This is a genomic window from Sphaerochaeta halotolerans (assembly GCF_003429665.1).
GTDB lineage: Bacteria > Spirochaetota > Spirochaetia > Sphaerochaetales > Sphaerochaetaceae > Sphaerochaeta > Sphaerochaeta halotolerans.
Genome location: NZ_QUWK01000013.1, coordinates 23,339 through 47,048, shown reverse-complemented (window position 1 = coordinate 47,048; position 23,710 = coordinate 23,339). Strand labels below are relative to the sequence as shown.

Here is a 23,710-nt window from a genome sequence, read left to right as displayed (position 1 = left end):
GGAAACCCTTTAGAGGAGTAACGAACATGAAAAAGACATTGATGGTAACTTGTTTGATTCTGGTACTCGGAACATCGCTCTTGTTTGCTGGTGGCTCAGCAGAGAAGGATGAAGCAGAGGGAAAGATGAAGGTTGCGCTGTTGCTTTCTGGGCCGGCCAACGACCAAGGATGGAATGCAGTAGCCTTTGCCGGTTTAAAAGAGGCAGAGGAGAAGTACAATCTCCAGACTGCATATTCAGAGAATGTGGGAATTGCTGATGGAGAGGCAGCGTTCCGAGACTATGCAGCTCAAGGGTATGACTTGGTGATCGGACACGGTTTCCAATTTGGTGAACCAGCTGTCAGGATTTCTTCCCAGTTCCCCAATACCAAGTTCATGGCAATTGAATCCAATGTTTACAGCGACAATGCAGCCAGCTATGTAATGGCCTGTGAAGAGGCCGGATATTTGATGGGTATGCTCGCAGCTTCCATGTCAGAGAGTGGAACCATCGGCATTGTTGGCGGATTCGAACAGCCTTCCATCGTTAAGGTACTGGAGGCATACAAGATTGGCGCCAAGGCAGTGAATCCATCAATCAGGGTATTGGAAGCCTATGTAAGCAGTTTCACTGACGTGGCACTAGGAAAGGAGGCAGCGCTCTCCATGGCTGACCAAGGAGCAGACGTTCTCTCCCACTGTGCGAACCAGGCAGGAACCGGAGTGATTAAGGCCGCTGAGGAGCGCGGGTTGCTTGCAACCGGTGACTCCTACGACCAGAACTCCATCGCCCCTGATACCGTAATGGCTTCTACCATTTACAGTGTACCTGCCCTGGTCCTGACTGCAGTTGAGAAGGTAAGTACCGATACCTATGAGGGTGGGGTATTCAACCTTGGTATGCAGGATGGGGTTGTGGATATCTCAGGGTACAACAGTTTTGAGGACAAGATTCCACAGGACGTCAAGGACATGGTTGCCTCAACCAGACAGCAGATTCTTGATGGGAGCCTTACCGTTCCCTTAATCGAGACGCGAACCAAGTAATATAAAAAATGTCGTGCTCCCTATAAACGGGGAGCATGCTTAGTTGTATGAGGAGATGGCATGGCGTTTCTGGAAATGATTGACATTGACAAGGCATTCTTTGGCAAGAGCGCCAATTCCAAGGTTAACTTGTATGTTGACCATGGGGAGATTCATGCCTTGCTTGGTGAGAATGGGGCAGGAAAGACCACCTTGATGAACATTCTCTACGGGATTTATCAAGCAGATGGTGGTTCTATCACGTTGGATGGAGTTCTCGTCCAGATAAAAAGTCCGAAGGATGCCATCAACCATAAGATTGGAATGGTACATCAACATTTTACGTTGGTTCCCACCCTGACAGTCAGTGAGAACATCACCCTCGGGTTGAAAAGCCCAGGGTACCCGTTTGTCAAACGCAAGCAGGTCGATGAGGAAATCCGTTTGCTGAGTGAGCGCTATAACCTTGCCGTTGATCCCACGGCGCTGGTGAGCTCACTCTCAGTAGGACAGCAACAGCGGGTGGAGATCATCAAGGTCCTCTACCGAGAAGCACAGTTGCTCATACTTGATGAACCAACAGCTGTGCTCACACCGCAAGAGGTGGAGAGCCTGTTTGACATCCTTAAAAGGTTGAGAGCAGAAGGACACTCTGTCATCATCATTACGCACCATATTGCTGAGGTTCTCTCACTCACTGACCGGATAACAGTCCTGAGGGGAGGCTTGAAGGTAGGGGACGTCAAGACAAAAGAGACGAATGAAGCAGAACTCTCCCAGCTGATGGTGGGAAGAAGACTCAATCGGATGATACGAGCAAAGTTGCCTTGTACCTTTGACCGAGAAGGATTGAGTATTACAGCTATACAGGATGCTCAGGAATCCGTAGGCCCCATCTCCTTGGAAGTTCCCCCTGGAAGGATTATCGGGATTGCCGGTGTCGATGGTAACGGACAAAAAGCCTTTGCTGAGTTGCTATTGGGAATACGAAAGATAAAGGAAGGCTCCTTGACCTTGGATGGTAAGAACCTGGAACACCTGGGGGTAAAACAACGCAGGGCGTTAGGGTTTGGGTACATTTCCGATGACCGCTTGCTCGATAGCCTAGTGTTAGATATGGATATGCAGGAAAACCTTCTGCTTACCCGCTATCGTGGACAGGAGTGCAATCACCACCACTTCATTGCTCGAAAGAAGCTACGTGAGTTGACTGAACAGGCAGTAAAGAAGTATGCGATCAAGAGTGGGTCGCTGGAGCATCCCGTGCGCTATCTCTCGGGAGGAAACCAACAGAAGTTGATTCTTGCCCGTGAACTGGCTGGAAATGTGAAGGTAGTCATTGCCTGCCAGCCTACACGAGGTTTGGACGTAGGTTCGACTGAGGATGTCCATAAAACCCTTTTGGAACTCAGAAGCCAAGGTTCATCTGTCATTCTGATCTCTTCCGACCTAGAGGAAATCTTGGATTTGAGTGACAACATTGCCGTGATGTATCGTGGAACCATTGTTGATGTAATCGAGAGAGAAGGAGATGTTGATTTGACCTATCTTGGACTATTGATGGCAGGATCCCCTGCAAGGAGGAATGCATGAAACGGTCTGTTTCCAATGCTCTTTCGCTCACCGTAGTGACGTGTATCGTACTGGGCGTTTCTCTCCTTCTAATCGCCATGGTGGGTAGTAGTATTCCTTCATCTCTCTCTAGTTTCATACGGGGTATCGTGGGATCAACGTATTCGATCGGGGAAGTCTTGGTACGCGCAACCCCCCTGATGCTTGCTGCCCTGGGTGTTTCCATCGGGTTTCGTACTGGGTTCATCAATATTGGTGCAGAGGGGCAGATTTACCTTGGCGCTATTGCAATTACTTGGTTGGGGATGACTTTTCCCTCCTTGCCGCCAATACTGATGATTTTCTTTGCGATACTGGTAGGGTTTCTCGCTGGAGGGGTTTGGTCGGTCATCCCTGGTATTCTCAAGGCCAAGTTTGGTCTTTCTGAGATTATCAACACCATTATGCTGAATTACATTGCAATCAACTTGGTGGGGATACTGGTGAGGACCAGTTTGAAGGATCCCTCCTATCCCTATCCGATGTCACCGATACTGCCTCCTGCTTCGTATTTTCCTATGTTGCTTTTGCCTACGCGCCTGCATGCAGGATTTCTTCTTGCCCTGATTTGCGCCGTTTTGGTCTACTTACTGATGTTTAGGTCTTCAACGGGGTTCTGTATGCGGGCTGTGGGCCTTAATAAACGGGCTAGTATGTGCAGCGGTATTTCTGTGAAAAGCCACATGGTGCTTTCTGCATTGCTCAGTGGTGGACTTGCCGGTTTGGCGGGGGTGAGTGAGATTGCAGGCTTGCATCACCGCTTGATCGAAGGAATCAGCCCAAGCTATGGGTACTTGGCTATCGTGGTCTCTCTCCTGGGTAAGAATCACCCCTTCTGGATTATTCTCAGCTCACTGGGTATCGCAGCATTGCAGGTTGGATCGATGGCAATGCAACGCAGCAGTGGGGTTCCGACTTCCATCGCCAGTATCATCATGGGGTTGTTGGTCATTATGATTCTGGCACGGAAGCAGTTCTTTGGCTACAGGGAGGTGTAGGATGAATCCTGTAACGCTTACGTTGGTAACAACCTTTCTTGCAGCAACTATCCGTATGGCAACTCCTATAGCACTTGCTGGATTGGGAGAGACAGTAAGTGAACGTGCTGGAATAAGCAATATTGGAGTGGAAGCAATTATGCTCAGTGGTGCATATTTCAGCTTCTGGGCGATGTTTCAGACTTCCAGTGTTGTACTTGGTCTGCTTGCCGGTATTGCCGGTGGTGTGGCCGCCAGCATGATTCATGCGGTGTTGAGCATCCACTACAAGGCTGACCAAACAATTGCAGGACTTGCCCTGAATTTCTTGTTTCTTGGGTTGACCAGCTTCTTGTTCCTGATCCAGTTTGGCAAGACTACTACACTTCCTTCCATCGAGATTATCAGTCGTGTAAAGCTTCCTTTGCTCAACAGAATTCCCATCATTGGTCCTGCATTGTTTTACCAAGATTCTTTCGTGTATCTGCTGTTCCTGTGTGTGATACTGCTGTTTGTGCTGTTTTATAAGACGGAGTGGGGGGTCATCCTCAAGGCAGTTGGAGAGAATCCACGAGCCGCGGATACTGCAGGAATTAGGGTCAATATGGTTCGTTACAGTGCTGCATGCATCAATGGAGTGCTCGGTGGACTGGGTGGAGCATATCTCTCAACGGTGAAGCTTGGGTTCTTTATGGAGAATCTCACCAGTGGAAAGGGCTATATTGCCTTGGTCACGGTCATTCTTGGGCGGCGGAATCCTCTTGGAGTTCTTGCCGCTGCATTGGTTATAGGTTCAGCTGAAGCCCTACAGATTCGACTCCAAACAATGGGCTCTTTGATACCTTCCCAGGCGTTTGCTATGTTCCCTTACTTAGTGACAATTCTGGTACTGCTCTTTTCAATTGGAAAGAGTCAGGATCCCTCTGCACTGGGGGTTCCGTATGAGCGAGACAAGCGCTAATATTGCTTCATGAAAGACTTTTTCACCATCGGGGAATTGGCGGATTTGTTTGCCATCGATGTGCAGACACTACGGTACTATGACAAGATTGGCCTGTTGATACCTTCCCACAGGAATCATGCCAACGGCTATCGGCTCTACAAGTTTGACCAGGTCTACCAGGTTGCTTCTATTCGGTATTTGAAGCGGTTAGGGTACTCTTTGGAGCAAATCCGGGAGTATTTGGATAGCAGAACCCTTGATCACACCATCGAACGCTTGCAAGGGCAGTCGGCTCTTCTCAAGCAACGTTGGCAAGAACTTATTTCCATCGATTCTGCAATCCAGCGAAAAATTGAGTTTATCAAGGTGCAGCTTCCTCAGGTGAGTCTGCAGGAGGTACAGGTGAAGACATTCCCTGACCGGTACTATCTAGACATCGGTTCAGAGGAGATACTTTACGGATCTGATGTATTCTATTTCCATCCAACACTGGTGTTTTATCGGGAAAACACGAAACAGTTTGGTGCATACCTCTTTGAATACATACCTGATGAGACAGAGCTTCCTTCACTTCATGATGTGTCAGTCATCAAAGGAGGAGCTTTCCTTTGTGGCTATCATCAGGGTTCGTACGAGACAATAGGGACAGCAATAGAACGGATCAGGAAAGGGAAAGGGGAGTATCGCCTTGCTGATTGGGAGGTCAATTTCAATATTCTCGATCAGTTTGTAGAGCGTGATAGTAGTAGATTTATTACTGAGATCCAGATTCCCATTCTTGTAGGAGCATAGCTGCATATTTTTCTTCTGTGTTCAGAACATAATCTGGTTGCCCTTCTCGTGAAGACGAGCTATGAGATAAAAGAAATCACAGTGTTTCCCAGGCAGCTTAAACCCATAGCAACAAGAGGGGAGTTGAAGCAAGCTTGGCAAGGTACTTCGCACAAAAGACCTTGCCAAACACCTATCAGACAGCTAATTCAAACTGGCTGTTGTACAAGGCTGCATACGCACCCTTGTGTTTGATCAATTCATCATGCGTGCCTTGCTCAACAATGTCACCATCTTGCATCACCAGAATCAGATCGGCATTGCGGATGGTAGACAACCGGTGGGCGATGATAAAGCTCGTCCGTCCTTTCATCATGTTGTCCATAGCCTTCTGGATCAAGATCTCCGTTCGGGTATCGACACTGCTGGTCGCTTCATCAAGAATGAGAATCTCAGGATCAGCGAGAATGGCACGGGCAATAGTAAGCAGCTGTTTCTGTCCCTGAGAAATATTATCCGCCTCCTCGTTGAGGACCATATGATACCCCTCTGGAAGTGTGTGAACAAAATGATCCACTTGTGCAGTCTGCGCAGCCTTTTTGACTTCCTCATCTGTGGCGTCCAGTTTTCCATACCGTATATTGTCTGCAATGGTACCGTTGAACAGCCAGGTATCCTGCAACACCATACCGAACAACGAGCGTAGCTCATTACGTTTGAACAGTTGTATGGAATTCCCGTCAATCGTGATTGATCCCTTGTTCACATCATAGAACCGCATCAGCAGCTTCACGATGGTTGTCTTCCCGGCACCGGTAGGACCGACAATGGCAATCTTCTGCCCTGGTTTGACCGTTGCATTGAAATCGTGGATGACGAGCTTCTCTGGATCATAGCCAAAGGAAACATCGTTGAATTTTACTGTCCCTTCCACCTTTACGCTGTTCGGCGAAGGAGCAAGATTAGAATCACGCTGCACCGTCAATGCATCAGGAGCGTCAGCGGCTTCTTCCGTTTCTCCCAGAAATTCAAACACCCGTTCTGTTGCAGCAGCGGTGAGCTGCAGCACATTGGAAATGTTGGCAATTTGGGTAATAGGTTGGGTGAATGTCCTGACATATTGGATGAATGCCTGGATGCCACCGACAGTCATAGTCCCTTTGATTGTCATATATCCACCGAATATACAGATGGCTACATAGGCGAAATTGCCGATAAAGGTGATGATGGGCCTCATCAGGCCGGAAAGAAAGTTAGCCTTCCATGCCGATTTGTACAGGTTGTCATTCAAAGTATTGAATGTCTTCATCGACTTCTCTTCCCCATTGAAGGACTTAACGACTACATGGCTGGAGATCATTTCCTCTACATGTCCGTTGACGTTTCCCAGAAAGTTCTGCTGATTCATGAAATGTTTCTGAGATTTCTTGATGATCACCATGACCACCAGCAAGGAAAGGGGGAGGATGCACAAGGCAATCAAGGTGAGTTGCCAACTGATGGTGAGCATCATCACAATGATACCGAGCAAAGTTGTCACAGAGGTGATGATTTCGGTCATGCTCTGATTCAGCGTCTGGTTGATTGTATCGACATCGTTGGTAATCCTACTCAGCACCTCCCCATGAGTAGTCTTATCATAATAGGAGAACGGAAGCGCATGTATTTTTTCGTTGATATCCTTGCGCAATCTGAAGGTAAGTTTGGCTGACACTCCTGCCATCACATACCGTTGCAAGTAGGAAAACAATGCGCTGACGATATACAAGCCGATCAGAAAGATAATGATCTGAGAGATCCTTCCAAAATTCACATCTCCGCTTCCTGCAAGTTTGGCCATAATGCCGGAAAACAGTTCATCGGTTGCCATCCCCAGAAATTTCGGTCCTAAGATGGTGAATATGGTAGAGATAATGGCCAGAACCCATACGAAGAGAATAGCCCATTTATAAGCTCCCAAATATGCAATCAATTTTGCCATGGATCCGGAGAAATCTTTCGCTTTCTCCCCCTGCATCATCATCCCATGACCGCCTCTTGGCCTCGTTGGGTTTCGTTGCGGCATGCTTTTCTTTGTAGTAGTTTCTTTCATGCCAATTCCTCCTGGGAGAGTTGCGAAGACGCAATCTCATAATAGGGTGTACAGGTTTTCAGCAATTCCTCGTGTGTTCCCTTTCCGACGATTCTTCCCTTATCCAACACGATAATCTGCTGGGCATGTTTGATTGTGCTTACCCGTTGTGCAATGATGATGACCGTACTGTCTCCAGTGGATTCATTCAATGCTTTTCGCAGCATCACATCCGTTTTGTAGTCCAAAGCGGAGAAGCTGTCGTCGAACACGAAAATCTCTGGTTTCTTGATCAATGCACGGGCAATTGACAAACGTTGTTTTTGTCCTCCCGAGACATTCGAACCACCTTGGGAAATCGGCGTATCGAACCGATCAGGTTTCTCATCAATGAAATCAATGGCTTGTGCCACCCTAGCAGCATCCTCGACCTCCGCGTCTGTGGCATCTTCCTTTCCGTAGCGCAGGTTTGAGGCAATGGTTCCGGAGAACAACATCCCTTTTTGCGGGATGTACCCGATTTTCTCACGCAGCTCCTGTTGCCTTACCTGCCTGACATCAACACCGTCGACCAGAATCTCACCTGCAGTGACATCATAGAAACGAAGAATCATATTTGCTATTGTGGATTTTCCTGAACCCGTTGAACCTATAATCGCAGTCATCTCCCCTGGCTTTGCAGTAAAGGTGATATCGGAGAGCACATCTTCCTCTGCATTGTGATACCGGAAATTCACATGATTGAATTCCACATACCCCTTCCTTTCTTCCTTGAACGGTTCGGGATGCTCAGGGTCCTTGATGGCAATCCCGGTCTCTAGAACTTCGGCGATACGGCCTGCGGACACCGCTGCACGGGGAGCCATGACGAACATGAAGGAAAGCATCAAGAATGCCATGATAATCTGTAGGGCATATTGCATGAATGCCATCATATCCCCGACCTGCAAGACGGAATTGGCAATTTGGTGGGCACCAACCCACACAATGGTTAAAGTTACCCCATTCATGACCAATGTCATCAATGGCATCATCAACGACATGACCCGGTTCACAAACAAATTGGTTTTGGTCAGATCATCATTGGCAAGTGCAAACCGTTGTTTCTCATATGCTTGGGTACCGAATGCCCTGATGACCATCAACCCGCTCAGGTTTTCTCGGGAAACCAGGTTCAATCGATCGACCAACGTCTGGATGACCTTGAACTTGGGCATGACGATGGCCATCAGCACCATGATCAAACCAATGAGGACCAGACAGGCTACTGCGATGATCCAACTCATCGATACGGACTTGTCAATGGCCATTAGCACGCTGCCCAGTCCCATGATCGGGGCGTAGGCGATCATTCTGATGCCCATTGTGAGAAACCGTTGGATTTGCATGACATCGTTCGTACAACGAGTAATCAAGGAAGCGGTAGAAAATCGGTCAAATTCAGCATTGGTGAAGTTTTCGATTCGTTCGAAGACATCCTTTCTAAGGTCTCGTGCCACTGCGCTGGATATCCTTGAGGACAGGAAGCTCACCAAGATGGTGGCAATACCCCCCAATAGCGTGATTACCAGCATGATCATCCCAATTCTTAGGATGTAGGATGTCTGTGTCTCCATCACATCAACACCGATTTCAGCCAAAAAGATTTTGGAAAGCACAATACCGCTTTGCTTAAGAAACGATGGATCCTTCTCAAGTACGTTGGCATGAACTTCGGAAATGGCCGATTGCGGTACGGAATCCACCATTTTCGCCACTTGATAGAGCGTTGTACTGTCCATCTGTTGCGTACTTATGGCAGATGCATCGGCAGTACCCATGTCCTGCAGCAGAGTCGCCATGGTCATGGCTGCCGCCCCAAATATCTGGTCAAGCTGCTGCTGATTTTTTGCGCTTCCTGCTTGCTTGACATACAGAGCACCTGTTGCCTTCGGATACAGCGTCTGGTAGCTGACTCCCGATTTATTCACATCTGTTACGGCTTTGCGTGTATAGCTTTGGGTAAATGTTTGCTTCTCCGATTCATCCATAAACGTGGTTATCAGCTGCATACCGGTTTCACTGATGGCTTCGGGGGCTGCATGGGTGATTCCGTTCTGCTGAATCCCGACATTCACGATATCCGACATGTAATTGGGTAGACTCAGGGTACTTACCACCTGGACTACCAATAACAGAATAGTCAGTATCAAGCCAACGGAGAATGGCTTCAAATATTTTGCTAATTTAGTCAATTGGGTTTACTCCCTTCCTGTATGCAGCCATGGCTTCTGCTTGCACATCTTCTGAAATATCTGCAAGTAAGGTGAAAAGTGAAATAAGCTGGCGAGTATTTTCTTCTCCAAACCGCATAACGGTCGTCCCGAGCGTTTGGTCCATATACTGTGTCATTGCCTTCAATACCTTCATCCCTTCCGCAGTCAATGTGACGGAAATCCGCCGCCTGTCGGTCTTGTCAATCGCTCGGCTTACATATCCCTTTTTCTCCAAGGAATTCAACATTTGGGAGACGGCAGGCTTGGTCACGTGCAGGTTGCTATGGATATCCGAGACATTTACCGGGCTCTCAGAGCACAAGTTGTTTTTTTCCAGTTTCTTCATCACAAAGAATTCTCCGACATTCACATGATACTCAGGGGGGAATGTCATACTCAGTCTCTTGAACCGCAGCAATGCTTGTATCAATTGCTCCTTCAATGTATTGTCTTCCATTTAGTTGCATCCTTAACTAATAAGTCTTTATTAATTTTCATTGGTAACAATACGCAAGGGCATGCAAAGAGACAAGAGTATTTGGAAATAAATCTCAAGTTTCTCCTAAAAAGCGAAACAACGAAACGGGACTCCATCATTTTACCTGAGGATGAGTGTGTACTTATTACCTTTGTATTGCTGAGAGATTACGCATATAGCTGGTTTTCCGTACCGATTACTCCGGGGGGAATGTAAAAGCAAACGTGAAGCAGCTACTCATGGAGAAGTGCTGTGAAATGAGTAGTGGATTGCATGATACTGAGCTTCTTAAACAAAATAAGAGGAGAAGATAACTGGTAAAATTACTCCATAGGGTGGGTGGCAATATCATCGCTTTGCAAGCCAATGCATAGCATTCTGCCACATCAGCCGATAGCCTTCCCACTCGACAAACTTTTTTGGACACCAATGTGGCCCGATATCAGACATCCAAACCAATGATCGCCCTTTCCCATATTCCATCGTAGCAAGAAGAGGATGCCCATAGCCTGTTTCTAGGATAAGATGAGCATCCTTTTTCAATGGTGCTTCTTGATACCCCAAGAGGATTGGCCACTGCTTTGGTATGTTCTTAATAATTGGATGTACAGGGTCAAGGACCTGTATGGTTGTCCCTTCAGGTGTCTCAATACGGTCATCAAATGTATAAATATCTACAGGAAGCACCTCTTCAATCGGTGTTCTAAAGTACTTGGCAGAAGCTTGGATACCGGCGAAAGACAGGTATCCTCCACACATACAGAGTGCACCACCATTTTGTACCCATTCTCGAATCAGCTGAAGGCGATTGACCGAAGTTTTCCCTTCAACAAACACACCTTGACTCAATAAGAGTGAATTTGCACCAATGTCACTAAGAATGACAACATCATATTTGGATAATTCCTCCATGCTGGTAGGAAATGACTCTCCAGCAAGATGACCTGGGAGATGCATGTATTCAATCTCTCCATCTGCTTCCAGAGCTTTCCTCATGTGTTCTTGTCCTGTTTCATAGTACCCTGAGCTGAAATGGTCAAAGCCTTTAAAATGAGAACTTTCAGAGAACCATGATTCACCGACCAGCATGACTCTAATACGTTTCATTCCGTAGTTTCCTTTTGTAGGGTTGGGTGTGTAGGCTCTTGGAAGACCACTTTCTTATGTTCGGTAAAGTAATTCATAACCATGACCAGAATGAGAACACCTCCCCAGATGAGGGAAATATAGTAGCTGCTGATTCTTGGGAATCGGTTGAGACCCGTTTCAAGAAGGCGCAGCAGTATAATTGCTAATACAACACCGCTGATCCGTCCTCGGCCACCAGAAGGATTTACCCCTCCCAATACAACAATCAAGACACATTGCAGTGTATAGACCGTTCCGTAATCGGCTCTGGCAGAGTTGTAATTGGCAAGCATTATCATCCCGCCAAGGGCTGCACAAATTCCTGAAAGCATATAGGTTTTCAGATACAGACTGTCAATATTCAAACCACTGAATTTTGCTACATTCTCATTGGTCCCCAGCATGTAGATCTTTGTCCCAAAAACTGTCTTAGAAATAAGAAACCAGATAAGGGCTGCCATCACAATGAAAATAATTAATTGCACGGGTATCAGGTCGAAAAGACGGTTGTTTATGGTCTTTGCATACGTGCGAGAAAACTTGCTTACCGCATTCCCGTTCGTCATTGCTAGGCATATACCGGTAAACAATTCACCCGAGCCCATTGTGGCCAGTATGGGAGGTATATGGAATTTTGAAACAAGTAATCCGTTAAAGAGACCCAAGGATCCTCCTATAAGAATTGCCAGGAGAAATACCAAGGGAATGGCAAAAGCCGGAAGCCCTCCAGCAGCATCAGTAAGCCGAAGGAGCAAGAATCCCATAAGGATGGAAGTAAGGTTTGCTGTCCCTACAACAGATAAGTCAATGCCTCCGGTGATCATGCATAGCATAACTCCCAGGCTCATAATACCGAACTCTGGGAACTGTGCGGCCATCGTCTGGAAATTAATCATGGAATAAAACTTGCTGAAACGAGTAATTGCCATGAACAACAACCAGAGGACAATCATCAAGACCAAACGCCAAAGATGTCGATCATTGCGGTACATGTGCTGGAAACGTTGCAATGGCTGTATTGTATCCTTGGTCATCATGCAGCCTCCTTGCTCTTTGTTCTTTTACTATGCGTCTTATTCATGTGCATAACCTGATATGCACTTATGCCGGTTCCAATGATAATCATAGCACCAGTGAAAACGCTCCTGTATGAAGTTGGGATTCCCAACAGAATCATGGAATTTTCTACAATCACGATAAGCAGCGTTCCAAGCATACATCCAAGTAGTGTACCGCGTCCTCCTGTAATTGCTGTCCCACCCAAGACGACACCGGCGATAATATTCATTTCCATACCGAGCATATTGGTTGGATGAGCTTGTTGCATCATGCAAGCCCTAATAACGCCAGCAAGACTTGCAATCATCCCTACCATTATATACATGACAACCTTGGTCCGTACCACGTTGAAACCTGCTCTGTGTGCACTGACTTCGCTTCCTCCGATTGCATAGATTCCACGACCAAACATGGTGTACTTCAGGATGAAAAAGACAAAGAGCAATACAATAACGAAGGCAATGAATGCTACTGGCATCCGGCTGGTCAGTCCTGATACTGGATTACGGGCTGTAAAGATAGCTGAAGTTCCCCAGTTCCGCATTCCTGAAGGAATGATGGTCAACTGTTTGGAATTCAGTGCACCTTGCATTATTCCTTTGAATACACTCGAGGATCCGAGTGTTACAATGAGAGCTGGAAGCTTGAAGTATCCAATGAACAGCCCATTAAAAGCTCCTAGCAAGGCCCCGATAACAAGAGCCATCAAGATTGCGGCCCAAACACCCCCTTGATAGTTGATGTCCAACAGATACTTCGTGGTTGCATACATACTCAATGAAGCAAGAGCAGGAAAGGAAACATCAATACCACCGGAGATGATTACAAGGAAAGTCCCTATTGCAAATAGACCGGGAACAATCAATGCAGATGCGATGTCGACAAGGTTGTTGGAAGAGAAAAATTGTCCGGATCGGAATTCTATCAACAAACACAATGCCAGAAGTACCAGAAAGATATAGGGTTCATTCCGACGAGAAAGTTTTTTTAGTAACGTACGTGTTGTATCCATCGTAATGCCTCCCTACAACATATATGACAAAATCATTTTCTCATCAGTGTTCTCTGGTGAGAGTTCCGTAACAATGGTCCCATTCTTCATGACCAGTATACGGGAACAATTTTCTATCACCTCAGGAAGGTCGTCACTGAAGATGATGATGCCAATCCCGTTCTTCGCCAAATCATGGAGAATACCATGGATATCATGTTTTGATCCGATATCTACTCCAACCGTAGGTCCGTTCATAACCAAAATCCTTGGATTACAGGCAAGCCATTTTGCAAGCACGATTCTCTGCTGGTTGCCTCCTGAAAGAGTCTGACTTGCGTTGTTTGCATCCGGTGTAGCAATAGCAAGGTTCTCCACCCATCGGGCAACCTCCTTGGAACGTTGCTCTTTGTCAAGAACCCCTGCTTTCTTAGTGAGTTGGTCAATTTTAGAAATGACGATGTTATCTGCAATACTTTGTGAAAGGAACAGGCCCTCACTCAAACGATCTTCTGGGACATAGCCAATATCATAATTGATTGCATCTCGTGGACTCCGTATGGAAACCGGTTTTTCATCCACGAAGAACGTGCCTTTATCGATTGGCCTGACACCAAACATGGAGAGGGCTAATTCTGTTCGTCCTGAATCCAAGAGTCCGGTAATACCAATAATCTCTCCTTGGCGAAGCGAAAATGAAATATCTGAAAAATGATTAGACAACCCTGCTTTCTCTGCTCTAAAAATGGGATTCTTGGAAACATTTTCAGCCTTAAAGTTTCGTTTCTCAAATTCGCGTCCAGTCATATAGAAAGAGAATTTTCTGTCATCTAGATCCGAGGTTGCTCCAGATGCCACTACTTCACCACTTCGTAGAATGGTAAACCGTTCTGATATCTCGAACACTTCATTCAATTTGTGGCTGACGAAGAGGGTGGCTATACCTTGTGCTTTGAGCTGGGTGATAATCTCGAAAAGATTGGTAACCTCTTTTTTAGTAAGGGCTGTGGTAGGTTCATCCATGATGATCAGTCTCGCATCTTGCATTAATGCGCGACTGATTGCAATCATTTGTTTTTCAGCGACAGAGAGGGTCCCCACATAGGCATCCAAGTCAATTGAAACATTGATTTTCGAGAGCGCTTCTTCCGCAATGCTTTTCATTCGTTTCCAATTTACAAGCCGTCGGCCTTCCGCAAGTTCATTGTTGAAAGCAAGGTTTTCCATGACTGTTAAATTGGGAAAAACAGAAAAGTCTTGGTATATTACCTGAATCCCGTTGTTGATGGCATCAATCGGGCTAATCTTCTTGTATTGCTTTCCCTGAAACTCTATATGCCCCGCATCTGGTGTATATACACCACTGATAACTTTGATCAGTGTGGATTTCCCACTTCCGTTCTCTCCGGCAAGGCAATGAATCTCTCCGGGCTGCATACTGAACGATACATTCTTGAGCGCCTGCACTCCCACAAATGATTTGTATATACCTACGGTCTCGAGTAGGCTCTCCGACATGGCTCATTCCTCCCTTCTTGTGCAGTTCTGTTCATCAGATATGTCTCTACTAAATGAAGATTGCCCTGCGAAATTTCGAATTCTGCAGGGCAATCCTTCTTAGAAGCAATCCTTAGAAACCAAAGTCATAGACATTATCAGCGTTGATAACGATCCAGCCTTCACCTTCAAGAACAGTGCTACTGCCTTTCCTGAACATCATGTTGGTGTATCCTTCCACACCCAGATCCACTGGTTCTGTGATTTCTTCGCCGTCCAATACCTTGACAGCAAGAGAAATCATTGCTTTTCCTGCAAGTGCAGGATCCCAGAGGGTAAGTGACTTGACGACGCCGCTCTCAAGCAGTTCAGCGTTATCAAGAGGCATACCGGTACCTGACGTGAAAGCCTTGTCTACCAAGCCCAATTCCTGAATGGCTCTTGCAACACCCGGAGCATCATATGAAGAGGTCCCCATAACTCCCTTCAGATTGGGATACTTCTTGAAAAGCTCCTTGGCTACATTGTAAGCAACATCACCATTATCGTTTGATTCAACTCTGGGTTCTTGTTCCAGAAGCTTCATCTTGGGGTATGTTGCTTTCTGATGTGCGACACCTGCATTGGCCCATTCATTGTGGGAACCATTGGTAAGGGATGCAACCATGGTGGTGTACAATCCTTCGCCGCCCATTGCCTCTGCAAGGTTGTCCATGATGAATGCGCCATATCCAGCGTTGCTGAAGGCTTCAATATCATAGTCAACGTTCTCGAGGTCAGCACCTTCATGTGCAATTACCACAATCCCAGCATCCCTTGCTTGACCAAGCACCGGTTCCAATGACTCAAGATCTACTGGGACGACACAAATAGCATCTACTCCCTGTGCAATCAAGTCTTGTACCAACTGGGCCTGTAATGTTGCATCAATCTGAGCAGTTCCTCTCTGATATACATTCAAGCCGGTTTCTTTGGCATACTCATCTACACCAACTTTCATTCGCACGAACCATGGGTTTGAAGCATCCTTAGGTACTACTACAATCTCATAGCCTGTTTTCTTCTCTGCTTGCCCTGCAGCAAACAGAGTTGGTCCTAAAAGCAAAACAATCAACGCGAAAGCAAGAATTTTTTTCATTCTGTAGTCCTCCTTTACAGTACGTATTTGAATTCTAACGCCGCATTATCGAGAAGTCAAATATAATTAACTTGTTAGGAAGAAATGATAAAATAACACATAGAAAAGAAAAATAATGCTAAAAACACATAAATCATGAAAGAATTGTAATAATAATAAAATAGTTTAGCAAAATTTAATAAACTATTTGACAGGAATTCCTACGCGTGATACTTCTGTATATATGGGAATTAAAGAGATAGCCAAGAAGGCTGGAGTGTCAAAAACAACCGTCTCCCTTGCGTTAAATGGTCATCGTGGTGTGAGTCATGAAACGCGCATGCGGATTATTGCCTTGGCACGAGAAATGAATTATCGAGTGCCTGGGGACCGTCCAATGAGTAGTCCCAGTAATGGCCCGATTTTACTCGCCCGACTCAGAAAACATGGATTGCTGTTGAATCAAGACCAGAGCGTTTTCATCATGGACTATATCGATAGTATCAACAAAGCTGTCAGTGCTGAAGGATATCAGTTTGAAATATTTGAGACCCAATGTAGTACGCTTCAAGGTTGTGTAGAAGAGATTCAGAGAAGACACCCCAAAGGAGTAGTATGTATAGGTACAGAATTAGATGAATCTGACCTGGAGATTCTACATTCATGTAGTGTTCCCTTTGTGGTAATTGATACCTTCTTTGACCAAGTTGCCTGCGATTTTGTGGATATGGCAAATATTAATGCAGTATATCAAGTGATTGATCATCTGGTATCATATGGCCACGTGAGAATACAGATGGTTACCAGTTCCATGAAATCAGGGAATATTGTACTGCGTGAACGAGGCTTTGCACTTGCTATGGCCCATAACCGCCTCCAGATGGATGAGGCTTCCTTCATTTCTGTAGAACCAGGTTTTGATGGTGCATACCAAACAATGAAAGCGTATCTTGATAATGAGCCTTTGCTGCCAGAAGCTTTGTTCTGCTACAATGATGTAGCTGCTTTTGGGGTGATAAAAGCATTGAAAGAAAAGAAATATAGAATTCCAAGAGATGTTTCAGTTGTCGGTTTTGATGACCTTCCGATGGCAGCAATGATGGAGCCCCATCTAACAACCGTGAAAATTCCAACAAGACGAATCGGAGAGAAGGCAGTACACGTACTACTCGAAAAAATAAAAACAAAATGGGTGCTGGAACCATCCACCTGGCTTGTCCAAGGGAACTTGGTGGTTAGGGATAGTGTTATGAGAAGAACATGACAAGGAGGTACACGTCATGAGTAAGTATTCAATTATTCTAGGAAACTTAGGGAACACCTGTGACAGGTTTCTTTCTTCAGGGTACAAGGATGAGATTCCCAAAGCTGAATTGATCAAACAGGCATCCGAAATTGAGGGTGTTGAAGGTGTCGAGCTGGTAGGAACGTGGGATGTTGCTCCAGAGAATGTCGATGAAGTTGGTGAATTGCTCGATAGGTATGGCCTAGAGTGTGTTTCCATTATTCCAGATCATTTCAGTCAGAAACGATGGGGGAAAGGGTGTCTTGCAGCAAAGGATAGTGAAATACGCAAGCAAGCACTGGACTATACATTCGACTGTGTAGAAATGGCCAGGAAGCTGAACTGCAAAACACTGAATATCTGGCCGGGGCAGGATGGATACGACTATACACTGCAATCCAATCTGGTACAGGAGCGTGCCTGGTTGAAAGATGCCATCCAAACAGTGGCAACAGCTGCTCCAGATATCAGGTTTGCACTTGAATATAAGCCAAAAGAACCACGAAATTTCAGCTTCATGGCCAGAGCTTCAGATACCCTGTTGCTTGCAAAGGAGACCAAGCTGGATAACGTGGGTGTCTGCATTGATACCGGTCATGCGTTCGTCGCAGGGGAGAATGTGGCTGAGTCCATTGTCATTCTCCAGGAGTACGGAAGAAAGCTGTTCCACATGCATTTCAATGACAACTATGGAACCTGGGATGATGATATGATTGTCGGGTCGGTGCATTTCCCGAGATATATTGAAATGCTTTTCTGGCTGAAAGAAACCAAGTATGATGGGTGGCTTTCGATGGACCAGTATCCGTATCGTGAAGATGGACAGGGTGCGCTACGCGAGAGTGTAGAGTTCCTGCGAATGATTGAGGAGAAGTTGAGTGATCAGGTAATGGAAGAGATCAGGGATTTGCTTACAAAAGGAAATGCCGTCGAATCACAACGCTGGATCCGAAAAACCTTCTTCAAATAGAACTATTGCATAAGCGTTCTTTTAGGTTGGTAAGGCAGCCTCTCAATTGGGAGGCTGCTACATATTCGCCCGTGGATGCACACAGAGTCTCTCAGCCCAATCCACAATGATGTAGAGCAGTAACCCAAGAAGACTGAGCAGCATGATTGCAGCATACATGCCTGTATACTGGGCCATGACCCAGTAGTTCATGATTGAGTACCCGAGCCCATAGGATGCTGCATAGGTCTCGCTTATGAACAACACAGAGAGAGAAATGCCCAGTGTGATTCGTAGGGAAGAGAAAATACGTGGCAGTATTGCAGGCCAGATAATGTCCTTAAGGACTTGTTTTCTGCTCAGGTGGTAGGCCACTGCCAATTGGAGGAATTCAAACGGAATTTCTTTCACTCCATCCCGTATGGTTACGGAGGCAGGGAAATAGATAATGATGGCAATCAAGATGATCTTGGAGAGGTCCCCGATACCCAGCAACACCATGAACACAGGCAGAAAAGCAATCTTCGGTAGTGGATAGAGCAGATAGAGAACCGGGGAGATCAAGCGGTCAAGTGCAGGCACTCTTCCTGCGATCATCCCCGTGGGAATGGCAAAGAAGAGCGCAATGAACAATCCCAAGAGTATTCTGTAGAGGGAATAGAGGAGATGCAGGTGCATCTCCTGGGGAACAAATTGATCCAGAGTATAGATGAAGACAGAGTGGGGGAATGGAATGACCGGGGACGAGATGAGAAATGCTGCTACGTACCAGAGCAACAATACAACACCCATTCCTCTTAGGTATTTCATCGTGTTGCCTCCAAGTGGAGGCGCAAGGTCTTCTGCATGGAGAAGAACTCATCACGGGTACGGAGGTTGGGATCGTCATGGAGCTGGTTCTTCAGCTCGTAGGAAACTCCTTTGTTAGTCATCATAACAATCCTACTTCCCATGAATACCGCTTCCTGAATGCTGTGCGTCACAAGGAGAAGCGTTATTCCTTGGTCCCTTACATACTTCTTGATATCGTTCTGTAGCATCTCCCGTTGCTGCTCATCAAGACTGGCAAGGGGCTCATCAAGCAGTAGTATGTTAGGCTTCCTAATTAATGCTCTTGCCAACGCTACACGCTGCCGCATCCCGCCACTGAGTTCATGGGGATAGTGATGCATCACAGTGCCCAGTCCCATGGAACGCAAAAACGTAGCAGCCTCTTCTGTCTTTTCCTTGGAAAGGCCGAGCAACACATTGTCGATGATACGTTTCCAGGGAAGGAGTCGATCCTGTTGGAACATGAGTGCGACCCCCTCATTTCCAAAAGCCCTCTGCATAGTCCCTCCAGAGAGAGGCAGCAGGCCAGCAATGGTATAGAGCAAACTGGTTTTACCGCACCCACTCCGTCCGATGATGCTGACCATTTCTCCATCTTCAACTGTCAAGGAAAAGTGTTGGAAGGCGGTGGTTTTGGGATAGTCGAGCTTTGCATCGGTGAGGGAGAGTATCATAAGGCGTTTATAAACCTCGCATCAAAGAGGTCCTCGGGCCCGACAGTATACTCGGTTCCAGTAATGCCTTCAGTCCATGAGATGATCTCCTCGGTAAAGGATTCACTGGGAAGTGAGGGGGTATGATAGGTGGGAAGTCCCATGGTAGAGCGTATCTCTTCAGGCAAGGCTGGAATTGCATTCATCAGAGCAGTACGGGCAAGCTCAGGGTCACGCTGTAGATCTTTGACTGCCCGCTCATAGGCTCTATGGAACCCGGCTATCTGTTTTTCTTTCCCCTCTAACGCCTTCTCGGTGAAAGCAATGATGTTCAGGCTCTCTCTCGGTATACCCTCAAACGTGAGTTTTTCCAGATTTCTGAGTTCTCCAATACTGGCAAACGGCTCAGGGAAGATTCCTGTATCCAACTGACCGGAGACAACTGCCTCCAGGCGAGCAGGAATTTCATTGATGAACACCTTCTCCACTGCATAGCGCTCTTTAAGATATGCATCAAGGAGGTAGTTGGTAACGCTGATCTCCATCGTTCCCGCCGTTACCGTTGTCCCCTCTGTGAGAGGTCCGGTGGCAAGCAAAGGGAAAGCCCCGTCCGTCGAGAGCGTACCGATCAAGCGAAAATCGCTCGTGCTCTGGGTGATGAGAGCTACCAAGTCGCTCATTGCGCCATCAACCTGCTGGGTTTGCAGTGCAGTCTGGCGATGCTGTCCGTTGGTAAAGAGTACCAGTTCAACATCTACGCCTTCATCCTCGTAATACCCTGCCTCGAGTGCATGGTAGAACGGTGCAGCATCAACAGCACTCATCATTCCAACTTTCAGTGTTGGCTCTGGTCCTGCTTTTTCTGATGCGCTTTGCTGCGCATCCTTTGCACATCCTGTGGCAATGAGTGCCAAGGAGAGAATGAGTATGAGCATGGTTTGCATTCTGAGTAGTTTCATAGATGAGAAAAATGTATCACACCTGTATAAACACTTGCAATGATGAGGCTGAGTATACCATGTATTCGTGTAGTATTTGAACAGGGGGGTATTATATAATGAACTCTAATAAAGGACCGAGATAGGAAGTAAAGAAAGCAAATAAATAGAAACTTATAGAAAGAAAAGGCAACCTCCTAAAGGAAGTTGCCCATGTACTAATCAGACAATTCTTGGATCAATGTCTGCTTGATAGTCGATATCGGGGAAGCCGAACCCATGGATGTGTTCATATTCCTCCATGACCCCATCCAAGTCCCCTTGCAAGAGCGGTTGCCCTTCCTTTTGGAGAGCCCACCGGCGTTCCACCTCTTTCTGGACCTCTTCAAGCATCTCCCAATCATCAACCCTGAGTCGTCCTTCCTGGTCGGTGGGAATCTCATCTTTGGTGTACAGTCGGCTGTGGAACAGGCGATAGATTTGCTGGGTACAGTGCTCATGGATATGTTTCTCTTTCATCACTTGATAGAGCAGTGCCATGTACAAAGGTACGACAGGAATAACTGCGCTTGCGCGGGTGACAAGGGCTTTGTTGACCGATACAAATGCCTTGCCACCGATGGCTTCGAGTTTATTGGTCAATGCACTTGCACTGTTTTCCAAATGTTCCTTCGCCTTTCCAATGGTCCCTTCCCGGTAGACCGGGTAGGTGATCCTGGGGCCAATGTAGGAGTAAGCTACTGTCATGGCTCCTGTTGCAAGAAGGTTTTGTGCGAGAAGAAAGTCAATCCAGAGCATCCAGTCCTCTCCACCCATCACCTTGATCGTATCCTGTACCTGCTCATCAGTGGCAGGGTCTATGGTAGCTTGTTTGACCACATCATCACCCAAGTCTACGGAGAGGGCGGTAAATGGTTTTCCTATGGGTTTGAGTACTGAACGGTAGGTCTCTCCAGTAACTGGATCGTTTCTCAAGGGACTTGCAAGGCTGTAGATAACCAGGTCAACCTGCCCAAGTTCTTCCTTGATTTTCCGGGCGGTCTCTTCCTTGATGGCCGTACTGAATGCATCACCGAAAACCGAGCTTGCCTTCATGCCGTCTTTCTGAGCTTGTTGCTCGAATGCCATGGTGTTGTACCAGCCGGGGGTAGCTGTCTTTTTCTCGGCTGGTTCACGCTCAAAGGACACATTGATGGTGTCGGCTCCTCCTGTGTAGGCGGCAACGATACGGCTGGAGAGTCCATACCCAGTGGATCCACCGATGACAAGCACTCGTCTTGGAAGCATCTCTGCTGTTGGCTTGGGATAGCGTGCATCCACCCCATTCTGTGCTTGGTTCTTTACCCAGGCAATTTGTTGTTGAACATACCGCTTACACCCAGCGGGGTGAGCGGTAAGAGAGACATTACGCATTACTTTTTTCGTGATGATCACAACTAAATCCTTTCTTGCTGGCTATTGACGATGCACATCCAGGATGCTTCAGCAGCAACATTCCCGTTGACAGTTATGGTTCCCTTCTGGCGGAGCATTATCTTGCTTACTCTGACGTTCTGCACATCAATGATAGCACAATCACCAGGGCGTACTTGAGCACGAAATTTGGCCTTTTCAATGGAGGCTAGTACAAAGAAGGCCCCATGGGGAAGCAACCCTGTCTGACAGAGCCCGGCCCCGCCACACTGTGCCATGGTTTCCACAAGAATGACTCCCGGTACCACTGGATAAGCAGGGAAGTGACCCTTGAAAAAGAAGTGGTCATCGGTGAAAACCCTTTTTGCAACGGTGTGTTCTTCATCAGCCTCGATCAACTCATCAAGGAACAAAAATGGATCTCGGTGAGGAAGTAGTTCCTCCGGCGTCTCTAACTGCTCTTGCATTATTTCTCCTCCTTAGCTTTCCTGATAGGCTTTAAAAACAAGCACACCATTATGCCCACCAAAGCCCAAAGAATTACTGACAGCATAGCGAATTGTACCATACATACCTTTATTTGGTACATAGTCAAGATCACACTCACTGTCTGGATTAGTTAGGTTAAGTGTACAGGGGAAGTACTGATCCCTAATGGCCAGCAGACAGATGATAGCTTCAACTGCTCCCGCTGCTCCCACCAGGTGACTGGTCATAGATTTGGTCGATGAGACCTTGAGTTTATACGCTGCATCCCCGAATACACGCTTGATCGCCTTGGTTTCCATGGAGTCATTTGCTGCCGTGCTTGTGCCATGGGCATTGATATAATCCACCTCATCAAGACTTGCTCCTGCCATCTCGATTGCTTGTTTCATTGCTCTGGCAGCTCCTTCCCCTTCTGGATTAGGAGCAGTAAGGTGGAAGGCATCACAGGTTATGCCGTAGCCGGCAATCTCACCAAGAATGGTTGCACCACGCTTTTTCGCATGTGACAAAGATTCAAGCACGAGCATGCCAGCTCCCTCTCCTATGACAAACCCATCGCGTTCCTTGTCGAACGGTCGACTGGCAATCTTGGGTGTGTCATTGTACTTGGTTGCCAATGCCTGCAGGCGGCAGAACCCCGCAACACTGAGTTGTGTTATGGCAGCCTCAGTGCCACCAGCCAGTGCCATATCTACCAATCCGAAACGAATTGCGTTGAATGCATCCCCGATTGCATCGGTACCGGAGGCACAGGCAGTGGCGGTGGTGTGACAGGGGCCTTGTATGCCAAAGTGAATTGCAATATTTCCTGCAGCCTCATTGATGATAAGCTTGGGGATGGTAAGCGGTGCTACTGCATGGGGACCTCTCTTAAAAAGCTTGGCAAGGTTCTCCTCTGCAACTTCGAATCCTCCAATACCATTCCCAATATATACACCACTTCTATAGGGGTCAAAGGAACCTTTCTCTAGGTTTGCTTGATTCATTGCCTGTACGGCTGCATGGGTGGCAAATGTAGAGAAGTCAGCCATGCCTCTGAGTTCCTTGCGATCAAGCAGGTCTGAGGGATCGAAATCCTTGACTTCCCCAGCAATTTTGGCAGGATAGTCGGTTGTATCAAACTTGGTGATCATGTCAATGCCACAGGATCCCGCCTGTATCTGCTTCCAGAACTGTTCCACCTCTGTTCCCAGTGGGTTGACAGTTCCCATGCCGGTTACTACCACACGTTCCATCTTGTTCTCCTC

Annotated in this window: 21 protein-coding genes; 7 read left to right on the top strand and 14 right to left on the bottom strand. The window is 46.8% G+C overall.

The window, feature by feature from the left end:
* The first annotated feature begins 26 nt into the window (after positions 1–26).
* Genes DYP60_RS11560 through DYP60_RS11540 form a run of 5 tightly spaced genes read left to right on the top strand, consistent with a single transcriptional unit; the run spans position 27 to position 5,330 of the window.
* Positions 27–1,028 (top strand): BMP family protein, encoded by a 1,002-nt coding sequence (locus DYP60_RS11560; RefSeq protein WP_117331170.1) that lies wholly within the window; start codon positions 27–29, stop codon positions 1,026–1,028.
* Between the two features lie 60 nt (positions 1,029–1,088).
* A complete protein-coding gene (locus tag DYP60_RS11555) occupies positions 1,089–2,600 on the top strand; it encodes an ABC transporter ATP-binding protein (protein WP_117331169.1) in 1,512 nt (503 codons plus the stop codon).
* Positions 2,597–3,616 (top strand): ABC transporter permease, encoded by a 1,020-nt coding sequence (locus tag DYP60_RS11550; RefSeq protein WP_117331168.1) that lies wholly within the window; start codon positions 2,597–2,599, stop codon positions 3,614–3,616. Before DYP60_RS11555 ends, DYP60_RS11550 begins: the two co-directional genes overlap by 4 nt.
* 1 nt (position 3,617) lies before the next feature.
* Positions 3,618–4,556, top strand: coding sequence for an ABC transporter permease (locus DYP60_RS11545; RefSeq protein ID WP_117331167.1), 939 nt, complete (start codon positions 3,618–3,620; stop codon positions 4,554–4,556).
* Between the two features lie 9 nt (positions 4,557–4,565).
* On the top strand, positions 4,566–5,330 hold the full coding sequence (locus tag DYP60_RS11540) for a MerR family transcriptional regulator (protein ID WP_117331166.1): 765 nt from the start codon (positions 4,566–4,568) through the stop codon (positions 5,328–5,330).
* 175 nt (positions 5,331–5,505) lie between these two features.
* On the opposite strand, the gene DYP60_RS11535 is transcribed toward DYP60_RS11540, so the two are convergent.
* From DYP60_RS11535 to DYP60_RS11500, 8 genes are all read right to left on the bottom strand, one after another.
* Complete coding sequence (locus DYP60_RS11535) at positions 5,506–7,401, bottom strand: ABC transporter ATP-binding protein (protein ID WP_117331165.1); 1,896 nt, start codon at positions 7,399–7,401, stop codon at positions 5,506–5,508.
* Positions 7,398–9,614 carry an ABC transporter ATP-binding protein gene (locus DYP60_RS11530; RefSeq protein ID WP_117331164.1) on the bottom strand — a complete coding sequence of 739 codons (2,217 nt, stop codon included), beginning with the start codon at positions 9,612–9,614 and terminating at the stop codon, positions 7,398–7,400. Before DYP60_RS11530 ends, DYP60_RS11535 begins: the two co-directional genes overlap by 4 nt.
* Complete coding sequence (locus tag DYP60_RS11525) at positions 9,607–10,092, bottom strand: MarR family winged helix-turn-helix transcriptional regulator (RefSeq protein WP_117331163.1); 486 nt, start codon at positions 10,090–10,092, stop codon at positions 9,607–9,609. The genes DYP60_RS11530 and DYP60_RS11525 overlap by 8 nt, the downstream gene beginning before the upstream one ends.
* Before the next feature lie 369 nt (positions 10,093–10,461).
* Positions 10,462–11,220, bottom strand: coding sequence for a glutamine amidotransferase (locus DYP60_RS11520; protein WP_117331162.1), 759 nt, complete (start codon positions 11,218–11,220; stop codon positions 10,462–10,464).
* A complete protein-coding gene (locus DYP60_RS11515) occupies positions 11,217–12,275 on the bottom strand; it encodes an ABC transporter permease (protein WP_165849563.1) in 1,059 nt (352 codons plus the stop codon). The genes DYP60_RS11520 and DYP60_RS11515 overlap by 4 nt, the downstream gene beginning before the upstream one ends.
* Complete coding sequence (locus tag DYP60_RS11510; RefSeq protein WP_117331161.1) at positions 12,275–13,312, bottom strand: ABC transporter permease; 1,038 nt, start codon at positions 13,310–13,312, stop codon at positions 12,275–12,277. Before DYP60_RS11510 ends, DYP60_RS11515 begins: the two co-directional genes overlap by 1 nt.
* Before the next feature lie 12 nt (positions 13,313–13,324).
* Complete coding sequence (locus DYP60_RS11505) at positions 13,325–14,809, bottom strand: sugar ABC transporter ATP-binding protein (RefSeq protein WP_117331160.1); 1,485 nt, start codon at positions 14,807–14,809, stop codon at positions 13,325–13,327.
* Positions 14,810–14,921: 112 nt separating this feature from the next.
* Positions 14,922–15,926, bottom strand: coding sequence for an autoinducer 2 ABC transporter substrate-binding protein (locus tag DYP60_RS11500; protein WP_117331159.1), 1,005 nt, complete (start codon positions 15,924–15,926; stop codon positions 14,922–14,924).
* Positions 15,927–16,149: 223 nt separating this feature from the next.
* Here DYP60_RS11500 and DYP60_RS11495 point away from each other — a divergent pair, with 223 nt between their 5' ends.
* Positions 16,150–17,169, top strand: a complete 1,020-nt coding sequence (locus tag DYP60_RS11495; RefSeq protein WP_117331158.1) for a LacI family DNA-binding transcriptional regulator — start codon at positions 16,150–16,152, stop codon at positions 17,167–17,169.
* Positions 17,170–17,185: 16 nt separating this feature from the next.
* Positions 17,186–18,160, top strand: coding sequence for a sugar phosphate isomerase/epimerase family protein (locus tag DYP60_RS11490; RefSeq protein WP_117331157.1), 975 nt, complete (start codon positions 17,186–17,188; stop codon positions 18,158–18,160).
* Positions 18,161–18,217: 57 nt separating this feature from the next.
* On the opposite strand, the gene DYP60_RS11485 is transcribed toward DYP60_RS11490, so the two are convergent.
* From DYP60_RS11485 to fabF, 6 genes are all read right to left on the bottom strand, one after another.
* A complete protein-coding gene (locus DYP60_RS11485) occupies positions 18,218–18,949 on the bottom strand; it encodes an ABC transporter permease (protein WP_117331156.1) in 732 nt (243 codons plus the stop codon).
* A complete protein-coding gene (locus DYP60_RS11480) occupies positions 18,946–19,644 on the bottom strand; it encodes an ABC transporter ATP-binding protein (RefSeq protein ID WP_117331155.1) in 699 nt (232 codons plus the stop codon). The genes DYP60_RS11485 and DYP60_RS11480 overlap by 4 nt, the downstream gene beginning before the upstream one ends.
* Positions 19,641–20,582, bottom strand: a complete 942-nt coding sequence (locus tag DYP60_RS11475; protein WP_117331154.1) for an ABC transporter substrate-binding protein — start codon at positions 20,580–20,582, stop codon at positions 19,641–19,643. Before DYP60_RS11475 ends, DYP60_RS11480 begins: the two co-directional genes overlap by 4 nt.
* A 201-nt stretch (positions 20,583–20,783) precedes the next feature.
* Positions 20,784–21,995 (bottom strand): enoyl-ACP reductase FabV, encoded by a 1,212-nt coding sequence (fabV, locus tag DYP60_RS11470; protein WP_117331153.1) that lies wholly within the window; start codon positions 21,993–21,995, stop codon positions 20,784–20,786.
* A gap of 2 nt (positions 21,996–21,997) precedes the next feature.
* On the bottom strand, positions 21,998–22,441 hold the full coding sequence (gene fabZ / locus DYP60_RS11465) for a 3-hydroxyacyl-ACP dehydratase FabZ (protein WP_117331152.1): 444 nt from the start codon (positions 22,439–22,441) through the stop codon (positions 21,998–22,000).
* Between the two features lie 12 nt (positions 22,442–22,453).
* A complete protein-coding gene (gene fabF, locus DYP60_RS11460) occupies positions 22,454–23,698 on the bottom strand; it encodes a beta-ketoacyl-ACP synthase II (protein ID WP_117331151.1) in 1,245 nt (414 codons plus the stop codon).
* Between the last annotated feature and the right edge of the window lie 12 nt (positions 23,699–23,710).